We start from the raw sequence: 11927 nt of genomic DNA on the forward strand, positions 1-11927 counted from the left end.
AAATGAGTACGTGAGATGCGCGTGTTATCGACAGTTTGGTTGGTATTTTAGGTGGTTTAACTACTTATCTTGGTGTAACGCCCAAAAGTAAGTGTTGATTTTGCTGGATGAACGTTTGCGCAAAAATCTCAGAAAATTTTGTGATCTGTAATAAGTTCAAATTTGTAAAATTCACAAAAAAGTCATGGCAGCTGATGTGTAGGTAAGTAAAACTTACTTTTTTAGGGCTTTTTCTGTTGAAATGCCCTTACTTGCTAGAAAGTGATAATTTATTTTTCAATGTGTGTTGACAGTTTCCAAGTCCGTCTTTAGAATACCGCCAATTTGTCAAAAATACCTGTTTATGTAAATAATCAAGGTAAAGGAAGGCAGATTTGCAGCTTAATTTATTTTTTATGCATTTTTATTCTGGAGGTTGTCTTGGGTAAATTAGCACTGTTAGTCCTAGAAGATGGGACAGTGTTCCGCGGTGTTTCCATTGGAGCAGATGGTATTTCCGTTGGTGAAGTTGTTTTTAATACCTCGATGACGGGGTACCAAGAAATTCTCACTGATCCTTCCTATTCTCAACAAATCGTTACTCTTACTTATCCTCACATTGGCAATACCGGAACCAATTCCGAAGACGAAGAATCCTCTTCAATCCACGCACAAGGCCTTGTGATTCGCGATCTCCCTCTTATCGCTTCTAACTTCCGTAATGAACAATCCCTTTCTGATTACCTCAAGTCGCAAAACATCGTCGGCATTGCAGACATCGACACGCGTAAGCTAACTCGTATCCTGCGTGAAAAAGGTGCTCAAAACGGTTGTATCGTAGCTGGTAACAATCTAGACGAAGCTTTGGCACTAGCGAAAGCAAAAGAATTCCCTGGTTTGAAAGGAATGGATCTTGCGAAAGAGGTTACAACAAAAGAAGCGTATCAATGGAAACAAGGTTCGTGGACGCTTGAGGGTGGACTTCCAGAAGCGAAAGACGACAGCGAATTGCCATATCACGTTGTTGCCTACGACTTCGGCGCAAAACGCAACATCCTGCGCATGTTGGTTGACCGAGGCTGCCGCCTAACGGTTGTTCCTGCTGAAACTTCAGCAGAAGAAGTTCTGGCTCTAAACCCAGATGGCGTTTTCCTATCAAACGGCCCTGGTGACCCAGAACCATGTACTTACGCGATTGAAGCGACAAAAGTATTCCTAGAAAAAGGCCTGCCAATCTTTGGTATCTGTCTAGGCCACCAAATCCTTGCGCTAGCATCGGGTGCACAAACAGTGAAAATGAAGTTTGGTCACCACGGCGCAAACCACCCAGTAAAAGATTTGGAGCGTAATGTTGTGATGATTACGTCGCAGAACCACGGTTTTGCAGCAGACGAAGCAACACTACCTGAAAATCTACGTGCTACTCACGTATCGCTATTTGATGGCTCTTTACAAGGTATTCACCGCACAGACAAGCCAGCATTTAGCTTCCAAGGTCACCCTGAAGCGAGCCCAGGTCCACACGACGCGGCACCGCTATTTGACCACTTTATCGAACTAATCAAAAAACACAGCGCTTAATTCGGAGTAGTAGATAATGCCAAAACGTACTGACATTCAAAGTATTCTTATTCTTGGTGCTGGTCCGATTGTTATCGGTCAGGCATGTGAGTTTGACTACTCTGGCGCACAAGCGTGTAAAGCACTGCGTGAAGAGGGTTACCGAGTTATCCTAGTAAACTCTAACCCTGCAACCATCATGACTGACCCAGACATGGCGGATGCAACTTACATCGAGCCAATCCAATGGGAAGTGGTTCGCAACATCATCGCGAAAGAAAAGCCGGATGCAGTACTGCCAACAATGGGTGGTCAGACTGCATTGAACTGTGCACTAGACCTAGAGAAGCACGGTGTTCTTGAAGAGTTCGGCGTTGAGATGATTGGTGCGACTGCTGACGCAATCGACAAAGCGGAAGACCGTTCTCGTTTCGATAAAGCGATGAAGTCTATCGGCCTTGAGTGTCCACGTGCAGATACTGCAAAAACGATGGAAGAAGCTTACGCTGTACTCGATATGGTTGGCTTCCCATGTATCATCCGTCCATCATTTACTATGGGTGGTACTGGTGGCGGTATCGCATACAACAAAGAAGAGTTCGAGGAAATTTGTCGTCGCGGTCTAGACCTGTCGCCAACTAACGAGCTTCTTATCGATGAGTCTCTTATTGGTTGGAAAGAGTACGAAATGGAAGTGGTTCGCGACAAAGCGGACAACTGTATCATCGTATGTGCGATTGAAAACTTTGACCCAATGGGCATCCACACGGGTGACTCAATCACGGTTGCACCAGCGCAAACACTAACAGACAAAGAATACCAGTTAATGCGTAACGCATCTCTAGCAGTACTGCGTGAGATTGGCGTTGAAACTGGTGGTTCTAACGTACAGTTTGGTATCAACCCGAAAGATGGCCGTATGGTTATCATCGAGATGAACCCACGTGTATCTCGCTCTTCTGCTCTAGCTTCAAAAGCAACAGGTTTCCCAATCGCTAAGATTGCTGCGAAACTGGCAGTTGGCTTTACGCTAGACGAGCTAATGAACGACATTACTGGCGGCGCTACGCCAGCATCATTCGAACCAACAATCGACTACGTAGTAACTAAGATTCCTCGCTTTAACTTCGAGAAATTTGCTGGTGCTAATGACCGTCTAACGACGCAAATGAAGTCAGTTGGTGAGGTAATGGCAATTGGTCGTAACCAACAAGAATCACTACAAAAAGCACTTCGCGGCTTAGAAGTTGGCGCGACAGGCTTTGACGAGATGGTTGACCTAGATGCGCCAGATGCATTGACGAAAATCCGTCATGAGCTGAAAGAAGCAGGCGCAGAGCGTATTTGGTACATCGCGGATGCATTCCGTGCAGGTATGTCAGTAGATGGCGTATTCAACCTAACGCAAATCGATCGTTGGTTCCTAGTTCAAATCGAAGACATCGTGAAGCTTGAGCAAGAGCTAAAAGCAAAAGGCTTCGCTGGTTTAAACAAAGAAGAGCTTAACAAGCTGAAGCGTAAAGGTTTTGCTGATGCACGTCTATCTAAGATTCTAGGTGTAGCGGAAAGCGAAATCCGTCGTCTACGTGACCAGTACGACATCCACCCAGTGTACAAGCGCGTTGATACGTGTGCGGCTGAGTTCTCTTCTGATACAGCTTACATGTACTCATCTTACGATGACGAGTGTGAAGCGAACCCAACAGATAAAGACAAGATCATGATTCTAGGCGGCGGTCCAAACCGTATCGGCCAAGGTATCGAATTTGACTACTGTTGTGTACACGCATCGCTAGCTCTACGTGAAGATGGCTACGAAACTATCATGGTTAACTGTAACCCTGAGACAGTTTCAACAGACTACGACACGTCTGACCGTTTGTACTTCGAACCAGTAACACTGGAAGACGTACTAGCAATCGCTCGCGTTGAGAAGCCAAAAGGCGTTATCGTTCAGTACGGTGGTCAAACACCACTGAAACTGGCTCGTGCACTTGAAGCAGCTGGCGTGCCAATCATCGGTACTAGCCCAGATGCAATCGACCGTGCAGAAGACCGTGAGCGTTTCCAAGTTGCAGTTGACCGTCTAGGTCTTCTACAGCCAGAAAACGCGACAGTAACGACGATGGAGCAAGCGGTAGAGAAATCTCGTGAAATCGGTTACCCACTGGTTGTACGTCCTTCTTACGTACTTGGTGGTCGTGCGATGGAAATCGTATACGACGAGCAAGATCTACGTCGCTACTTCAACGAAGCGGTAAGCGTATCGAACGAATCTCCAGTTCTTCTTGATAGCTTCCTAGACGACGCAGTTGAAGTCGATATCGATGCTATCTGTGATGGTGAGCGCGTGGTTATCGGCGGTATCATGGAGCACATCGAGCAAGCAGGTGTTCACTCTGGTGATTCAGCATGTTCTCTTCCTGCATACACGCTAAGCCAAGAAATCCAAGACGTAATGCGCGAGCAAGTTGAAAAGCTAGCGTTCGAGTTGGGTGTTCGTGGTCTGATGAACACGCAGTTTGCGGTTAAGAACAACCAAGTATACCTAATCGAGGTGAACCCTCGTGCAGCGCGTACAGTACCGTTCGTATCTAAAGCAACGGGTGCGCCAATCGCTAAGATTGCTGCGCGTGTAATGGCGGGTCAATCGCTTGAAGCTCAAGGCTTTACGAAAGAAATCATCCCACCTTACTACTCAGTGAAAGAAGTTGTACTTCCATTCAACAAGTTCCCTGGTGTTGACCCATTGTTAGGCCCAGAAATGCGCTCTACTGGTGAGGTTATGGGTGTTGGTGCTACGTTTGCAGAAGCTTACGCGAAAGCAGAATTGGGTTGTGGCAACATTTACCCAGAAGGTGGTCGTGCACTACTGTCTGTTCGTGCAGGTGACAAAGAGCGTGTTGTGGACCTAGCGTCTAAGTTGACAAAACTTGGTTACCAGCTAGATGCAACACACGGTACAGCAGTGATTCTTGGCGAAGCGGGTATTAACCCACGTCTAGTAAACAAAGTACACGAAGGTCGTCCTCACATTCTTGACCGTATCAAGAACAACGAGTACACCTACATCGTGAATACTGCCGCTGGCCGTCAAGCGATTGAAGATTCTAAAGTTCTGCGTCGCGGCGCACTAGCTGAGAAAGTGAACTACACGACAACACTAAACGCTGCATTCGCAACTTGTATGGCACACACTGCAGACGCGAAGAGCACGGTAACTTCGGTTCAAGAGCTACACGCAAAAGTGAAAGCTAGCCTAGAAGCGTAATAGATAAAAATCAGTAAGCCTGAAAAATAGGGCTTATATGACAACCTCATTGCCCGCTCATTTGAGCGGGCTTTTTTGTTTAATTAAGCAACTTGTTCTACTTGTTGATATTTTTCATTAGTCTTCGGTGCTCTCTACGGCTCTGAGCTAGTTCATAGTAAAAGGTCATGAAGCATTTGTAAGAAGGAGTATTCATCAAATAAAGAGCAAGAATAGGGAGAGCAAGGGCTATCACCCAGAATAGGTCTCCCATTTTTGCTTCTGAAACCCCAAAACATATCGCAATGAAAATCTGTATCGTGGCATTGAAAATATTGATGGGATTTAGAAACTTTAAACCATGAATAATGATCATCCCAAATGGAATCGTTACCAAAAGTGCACCAATACCCATCATTACCACCCAAAAGTAGAATGGACCGTAAGTGGTTGAAATATCGATTAGTTGATCCAGAAAGAAAATATTTAATCCTCCCCCCATTGTTAAAAGCATTATTGCACTTAAAGCTGTGGCGATGCTTTTAGCGGACAGAATGAAGACTTCTTTTTCTCTACTATTCAATGGAAAACTCCTCGTACACACCCACTGCAATAGCACCGACGTTGCCGGAGGTTGCACTACCCACGAAACTGATAGTTGCACCAATGGCATCTTTTAGTTGAAGTTGGATGGCATTGCTGATCTCTTGTGAAGAGAACCTTCGTTTTACGCTTCCTGAACGTACTAGTTGTTTATAGGCTTTTGAAGATAAGTTTGGGATGTTTTGTTTCGAAATTTCTTTAGTGAGCCTTGCTCGTTCGTGTCGATTTAAGCCCTTTAAAACTTCACTTAAGCTTTTTCCTGAGCTCTTCTGTAGATTACTTATGGCTTTTATTGTGGCTGTGCCTGATGCCCCAACACCTACCAGAGATATGTAATCGAGGGCTTTAGATGTATTTTGATACCAAGCTTGCGAGTCCAGTTCATCTAGCTTATCAGGAGCAAAACCTTCAGCTCCACTCCTGCCTATGCCCACCATACATTGGACTGTAGAGGCCGCCGCCGCACTGTATCCCAAATAAGTAACGGCAGCACTCGTGCCTCCCGAAATTGGAATCGCACCAACACTACCTACAACCACCATCCAACCTAAAGCTGCTGAAGCACAGCTTAAGCCTGCTCCAATAAGTTCAGAAGCTAACTTAGACTCTCTATTCGAAGACTTAAGTTCTTTGGCGTAGTTATCGGCGGACATAGAAGATGTCGGCTCTTTTAAAATAATACTGATAGGGTTGACGCGACAATTGGAATTGAACTTTCGAAGAGAGATTATTGTTGAATCACCTGCGATATAAATAACCCCAGCACCCGAAGTTTCAGGCCTAGAGTCTATAACTCTGAAGAGCTGTTTTAGATTTACGGTTTGTTCTATACGAGAGCGTAACTGTTGCTCTTTTATTGATGGGCGAATCCCTAAAGCATCCATTGTTTTCACTTTCTATGAGATTGAATTTACCAGATTAGGCCAGTGTTTTTCTTTCCCATCAAAAAAATGAAATGCTCTTGAGAGTGAATTCGATTGGAAATGTAATTGATACATTTAACGTATCATTTCTTGGACTTTTCTTATTGATGAATATTAGGAATAGGTTGATGTCTTGAGTTTCCTTTTGCGCGTTGGTGTGGTGGTGCTATCGTTGCCTTCTCTTCGTTACACATTTTTACAAGGACGCATAAGTGGAAATCACTTTTGAGATTTTAGTTGCATTGTTTTTTGTTGCATCGGCAGCGGGATTTATCGATGCAATGGCTGGTGGTGGTGGCCTATTGACTCTGCCTGCTTTATTGGCGGCGGGGCTCAGTCCCACTCAGGCGCTAGCGACCAACAAGTTACAAAGCTCATTCGGAAGTTTTTCTGCCAGTTGGTATTTTGTGCGTAATGGTATTGTTAGCCTTAAAGAGATGCGCTTAGCGATTCTATGCACCTTTATTGGGTCTGCTATTGGTGCAGAAGCTGTGCAGTTTATTGATGCCGGGATACTAACCAGCCTTATTCCAGTATTACTTATCGCGATTTCACTCTACTTTTTGCTTTCTTCAACCTCGAAAGCGGCTGAGGGTGAACCAAAGCTCTCTGAAGCTATGTTCGCTCTGTGTGTTGGTGGTGGTGTTGGTTTTTACGATGGTTTTTTTGGGCCGGGGACTGGCTCTATATTTGCGCTCTGCTTTGTCGCGCTTGGTCACTTCTCGTTAGTTGATGCAACGGCTCGAACTAAGATTCTTAACTTCACTTCGAATATTGCGGCTCTGCTGTTCTTTATTCTAGCGGGCTTACCTGTGTGGGAAATCGGTTTAACTATGGCTGTCGGTGGTTTTATTGGTGCTCAACTTGGTGCCAAAGTGGTGGTAACCAAAGGACAAAAGTGGATTCGACCTTTAGTTATAACTATGTCAATGCTGATGGCGGCGAAACTTCTTTGGCAACAACATCAACAATGGCTTCTATCACTGTTTTAACTCGTTCATTACGATAGGCGTTGTGGCGTAGGCAGATGTGTATTGGACGAATCAAGGGGGCGAGTTCCTCAAAGTTGTAACAGTACTCCTCCGCTATATTCAGTGTTTTAATGATCGACCTTGGAATTAGAGCTGGCGCCATTCCACCTAACGCTAATTGTGCTGCTGCCGTGTACGAATCCATTTCCATTAAAGGCTGGATATTGTGTTTAGAGAGCACGGCCTGCTGATAAGTGTTGGCTGGATTATTTAAGTCATTGGTCAGAATTGCTTTTGGCATCTTTGTGAGCTCATGTCTGCTTATGATAGAGAAAGGCTCATCTGCTAGATGATAACTCATCAAACCATGATGAGGAGGTAAGTAACCCGCGCAGAATCCAAGAGTGGCTTTGCCTGATTTTACGTTTTCTACGATTCGTGGCGTATGGTTGGTTGAAATTCTTAGGTATGGATCTTGGGCTAAGCGCTCTTCCATGATCAAACTGAGGTAACCTGCTACCAACGTTTCCGAACAGTCCATTTTTATCAATGACGAATCTTCGAGCTCTTGTTGGTCATGTATCTGACCACGCAACTCATTAAATGTAGGCTCGATAGTGCTTATTAGTGCTATAGCATCTGAAGTGAGCTTTATATGGCGACCACTTGGCTCTATCAACTTCTTCCCTAGTTTTTTTTCTAGGTTCGCAATCCGTTTGCTGACTGCTGATTGACTGATGTAAAGCTGACTTCCAGTACGACTCATGGTCTTTTCTTTACTTAATACCAAGAGTGTTTCGATGCCTTCTAGTAACATGCCTATCCATGAATGTTGGGAATAATAGCCTTAATATAACCAAGCTTTGTGCGAGAAGCGATAGGCGTGGGGCAAACAAAAAGAGCCGTCGATTAGGACGGCTCTTTTTAGTTAATTAGCTGAAGATTATCGATTGATGGCAAAGGTTGGCAGTGATAAGTGCCAGCGAATCGCACCAAGACGAATAATCAATGTCGAAACGACGCCAGCGAGTAGGGCGAAAGAGTGGTCATGACCCATGCTCAATGCCGTGGTGTGGAAAATACCGCCTATGATACATGCGGTTGCGTAGACTTCGCTTCTTAAAACCATTGGTACTTCACGAGCTAACACATCGCGAATGATGCCGCCACCACAGCCAGTAATGACACCCATGATCACCGCTACCATGCCGGATGCATTGTAGGCCAGGGCTTTTTCAACACCGATACCAACAAATACTGCCAAACCAATCGCGTCACATACGGGAAGCACCCACCAAGGTAGACGTTTAGGACGACGAACCAGAATCATGGTGAGCAAACAGGTAATGAAAATTACCCAAAGATAGGTAGTGTCAGTGATCCAGAATACCGGGGTTGCGCCAAGCGCCATATCACGAATAGTGCCACCACCAATAGCTGTCACACTACCGAGCACGATCACACCAAAAGGATCCATCTTTAATCGGCCTGCGAGCAAAACACCAGAAACCGCAAAGACAGCAGTACCGAATAAATCGATCATATAAAGCAGCATGGAGTCCATGTTACTTGGTACCTTATAAACAAATTGTGGGGGAACAGAAATGGGACGGAAATTGTACGGGATTTCCAACGGAAACGTTAGCGTTTTTGCCGAACGGTTTCAAAGTGTTCGCACACCTCTGTGATCGCGTTTAAGGTTCTCGGGGTTGGTCGGTTGATCCAATCGGAATTGAGTGACCAAACATGGTCATTTTTTAATGCAGGGATGTCGTTTTTCCACTCTGCCCACATACCATCATCACTCATAGCATGGCGAGAGGTAAATAGGACTTCAGGCTGGCGAGTAATCACTTGCTCGATGCTGACTTGTGGGTAAGGAGCACTTCCCTTGGCAAAGATATTTTCACCACCGCAAAAGGTGAAGACTTCACTTGGCCAATTCTTGCCAGCAACGGTGATGATCGGTTTTTCACTTAACTGATAGAAGTAGCTGACTTTATCTTCGGTATTGTACTTTTCTTTTAGTGTTTCTAGCTGTGCACGAAAATTTGCTGCGGTCTTTTGTCCTAGTTCGGGCTTTTCACTGTACTGGCTGAGCTGCTCAATATTTTGGGCAATATCTTCTAGTGTCCCAGTCGTTGAATAGTAGAGAGGGATATCAAATTGTTTGAGCTTCTCAAGTTCTTTGGTTGGATTTCCTGCCGGCCAAGCGATAACTAAGTCGGGCTGCAGGGCGATGATGCGTTCGAGTTTGATGCCTTGGTAGTTTGATACTTTTTCTAGATCTTTGGCTTGCTCCGGGTAGTCACTCATCTCACTGACCGCAATCAACTTGTTTCCAAGGCCTGCTGCATAGGCAATTTCCGTTGCGTGTGGCGCCAGACTGATGACACGTTGAACAGGCTCATTGGCAAAAGAAACGGCAGAGAAGGTAAGAGGGAGGGCAAAGCAAAGTTTTTTCATCATAGTCCTTGATAAATGAATCCGAGAATTAGGCTTTGGATAACAATCCAAGCAAAGATACGCCAAACGATTAAGGTTTGGATTTGAGCCAAGTGAATGGCGGATGGCGCAATGCGACCACCTATTTTGGCTCGTTCAGCTCGCTGTCCTTGATATAAAGCAGGACCACCTAGCGACAATTGAAGCTTGTTGCCAATTGAGCACAACAACCAAGCTGGCCCTGGAAGCGGCCAAGATTTCGCTTGTTGAAGCATAGCGGTTGAAACGCTTGATACGTTTTTACCCACACCAATAAACATAGCGAATAAGCGCAATGGAATGATTTCTAGCGCCGCTGTTAATTGAATTACAGGCTTACCAAATGGGGAATATTGACGGCGACTTGGGGACCATGCTCGAGCAAGTTCAGCGGTTAGGCGATACATCAGCGCACCAATTCCACCAGTTAATCCATACCAAAACAGCACACATACTACGTTACGTCCGTAACCCATGATGATGGTCTCTGCTCCAGCTTTACCAATGCCTAGTAGCGATAAGCTCTCTGTATCGCGATTAAGGTAAGGTTTGAGTAGTGCTCGGCACTGTGCTTTGTTCTCATTCGACATTGCGGTGACCAGTTGTTTAGCAAGTGATTCGTTGTTTCGCCAGTCGAGAGCAATAAGCAGCAATGCCAACTCAAATAACGGAGCTTGCCAAACTAAAGGCTTCATCGCGAGCAGCAATATCAAGCAAGGCACAAGCATAAGAAGAAGCGCGAGTCCGCCAGAGATGATGCTTTGCGAGTAGCTGTGGTTGTTATTGACTTTGCTTGCTAGTTGCTCGGCGAACTTATGCCAAAGCGTCACTGGATGCGCAGCGTGTGGAATAGGGATTAATAAGTGGAATAGTAATGCGCCCCACATGACGAGGAGCGCACCATTGGCATAGAGCTGTTGAAATATTTCTTCCATGAAATTCTGGGGACTTACTTAGTCAGTTCCAACATTTTGCATACCATTTCTGAAGAGCTTTTCGCTGCTAGCGGTAGGAACTCTTCGAAGCTCATTGGTGATTCTTTGTCTGCTACGTCAGAGATAGCACGAACAACAACAAACGGTGTGTTGAATTGGTGGCAAGTTTGAGCTATGGCAGATGCTTCCATTTCTACAGCGATAACTGAAGGGAAGTGTTTACGGATAAACTCTTGGCGTTCTGCTGTGCAAACAAACGCATCACCAGTACAGATCAGGCCGCGAACGGCGTGAGTGTTTTCCATCTGAGCCAGTGCTTTTTCAGCAAGGTCCATTAACTTCTCATCCGCTTTGAATGCCGCTGGTTGGCCTGCCATTTGACCCATTTCATAGCCAAATGCAGTTACGTCTGCATCATGGTGACGAACTTCTGTTGAGATTACAACGTCGCCTAGGTTTAGGCTTGAATCGAAGCCGCCCGCAGAGCCAGTGTTGATAACCACATCTGGTTGGTACTCGTCTAGCAGAATAGTTGTGCCTACTGCAGCCGCTACTTTACCGATGCCAGATTGAAGCAGTACCACATCAACGTCGTTAATCTGACCAGAGAAAAACGTACAACCTGCTTTGTTTACTGTTTGGCAGTTTGTCATTGCTTCTTTCAGGATGGTGACTTCTTGTTCCATCGCACCGATGATACCAACTTTCATAACACTCTCTTTCGATAAAAATTAAAGTTGGCGAGAGTATACCACTCTGCACCAATATGTGGTTGTTATTTGATTAATCCAGCATTCGCCAACAGTGCCCGTAATTGTTCGGCACGCTTACGGTTCACACCAAAGTCTGAATAGCCAACGCGAGATTCTGAGCGAACAATTAACTGATCGCCTTCGAGCTTGAGTTCTAAATCATCCACAAAGCGCATGATTTTAGATGTGCACTCGATTCGCAGGTAATTACCTTCTTTCACCGCTGTTTTCGCCCCCGGCAGTTCAAGTGCCACTTGCTCAATAGCATCGATGTTCGCTGAATCAGCTAGGGTGAATGGCGTTAGGTTATATTTTTCACGCGTGTCTTGGGTGGAAACGCAGTTTGGTTTGTCACCACAAGGTGATTGAGAACGATCCGTCATGGTTGTGACTCCTTGGCTACAAGCAGTTAAGCCGAGCAAAGTAATGGAAAGGAGAGCGACTTTTTTCATTGTATTTACTCTTATAAT

Annotated in this window: 11 protein-coding genes; 3 read left to right on the forward strand and 8 right to left on the reverse strand. The window is 45.3% G+C overall.

What is annotated here, in order from left to right:
* Nucleotides 1-420: 420 nt before the first annotated feature.
* Both carA and carB read left to right on the forward strand, forming a co-directional pair.
* Nucleotides 421-1560 carry a glutamine-hydrolyzing carbamoyl-phosphate synthase small subunit gene (gene carA, locus J4N37_RS02090; RefSeq protein WP_010445883.1) on the forward strand — a complete coding sequence of 380 codons (1140 nt, stop codon included), beginning with the start codon at nucleotides 421-423 and terminating at the stop codon, nucleotides 1558-1560.
* Between the two features lie 16 nt (nucleotides 1561-1576).
* Nucleotides 1577-4810 carry a carbamoyl-phosphate synthase large subunit gene (carB, locus tag J4N37_RS02095; RefSeq protein ID WP_005436162.1) on the forward strand — a complete coding sequence of 1078 codons (3234 nt, stop codon included), beginning with the start codon at nucleotides 1577-1579 and terminating at the stop codon, nucleotides 4808-4810.
* A 97-nt stretch (nucleotides 4811-4907) separates the two neighbouring features.
* Here the strand turns inward: carB and J4N37_RS02100 are convergent, their stop codons facing one another.
* Nucleotides 4908-5372 (reverse strand): hypothetical protein, encoded by a 465-nt coding sequence (locus J4N37_RS02100; RefSeq protein WP_071234953.1) that lies wholly within the window; start codon nucleotides 5370-5372, stop codon nucleotides 4908-4910.
* Nucleotides 5365-6276 carry an Ssp4 family T6SS effector gene (ssp4, locus tag J4N37_RS02105; RefSeq protein ID WP_252041585.1) on the reverse strand — a complete coding sequence of 304 codons (912 nt, stop codon included), beginning with the start codon at nucleotides 6274-6276 and terminating at the stop codon, nucleotides 5365-5367. The genes J4N37_RS02100 and ssp4 overlap by 8 nt, the downstream gene beginning before the upstream one ends.
* Nucleotides 6277-6527: 251 nt before the next feature.
* Here ssp4 and J4N37_RS02110 point away from each other — a divergent pair, with 251 nt between their 5' ends.
* Entirely contained in the window at nucleotides 6528-7307 is a 780-nt protein-coding gene (locus J4N37_RS02110; RefSeq protein WP_038884196.1) for a TSUP family transporter, read from the forward strand.
* Here J4N37_RS02110 and J4N37_RS02115 read toward each other — a convergent pair.
* The 6 genes from J4N37_RS02115 to J4N37_RS02140 all read right to left on the reverse strand — a co-directional run bounded on the left by J4N37_RS02115 (nucleotide 7237) and on the right by J4N37_RS02140 (nucleotide 11909).
* Nucleotides 7237-8103, reverse strand: coding sequence for a LysR family transcriptional regulator (locus tag J4N37_RS02115; RefSeq protein ID WP_071234956.1), 867 nt, complete (start codon nucleotides 8101-8103; stop codon nucleotides 7237-7239). The two genes, J4N37_RS02110 and J4N37_RS02115, sit on opposite strands and share 71 nt — an antisense overlap.
* Before the next feature lie 126 nt (nucleotides 8104-8229).
* Nucleotides 8230-8850 carry a TRIC cation channel family protein gene (locus J4N37_RS02120; RefSeq protein WP_017190089.1) on the reverse strand — a complete coding sequence of 207 codons (621 nt, stop codon included), beginning with the start codon at nucleotides 8848-8850 and terminating at the stop codon, nucleotides 8230-8232.
* A gap of 77 nt (nucleotides 8851-8927) precedes the next feature.
* Nucleotides 8928-9752 carry a vitamin B12 ABC transporter substrate-binding protein BtuF gene (gene btuF / locus J4N37_RS02125; protein ID WP_252042097.1) on the reverse strand — a complete coding sequence of 275 codons (825 nt, stop codon included), beginning with the start codon at nucleotides 9750-9752 and terminating at the stop codon, nucleotides 8928-8930.
* Nucleotides 9752-10705 (reverse strand): cobalamin biosynthesis family protein, encoded by a 954-nt coding sequence (locus tag J4N37_RS02130; RefSeq protein ID WP_252041586.1) that lies wholly within the window; start codon nucleotides 10703-10705, stop codon nucleotides 9752-9754. Before J4N37_RS02130 ends, btuF begins: the two co-directional genes overlap by 1 nt.
* 14 nt (nucleotides 10706-10719) lie before the next feature.
* Entirely contained in the window at nucleotides 10720-11415 is a 696-nt protein-coding gene (mtnN, locus tag J4N37_RS02135; protein ID WP_047480602.1) for a 5'-methylthioadenosine/S-adenosylhomocysteine nucleosidase, read from the reverse strand.
* A 65-nt stretch (nucleotides 11416-11480) separates the two neighbouring features.
* On the reverse strand, nucleotides 11481-11909 hold the full coding sequence (locus tag J4N37_RS02140; protein ID WP_252041587.1) for a DUF1499 domain-containing protein: 429 nt from the start codon (nucleotides 11907-11909) through the stop codon (nucleotides 11481-11483).
* Nucleotides 11910-11927 lie beyond the last annotated feature (18 nt).

This window comes from Vibrio sp. SCSIO 43153, assembly GCF_023716625.1.
Lineage (GTDB): Bacteria > Pseudomonadota > Gammaproteobacteria > Enterobacterales > Vibrionaceae > Vibrio > Vibrio rotiferianus.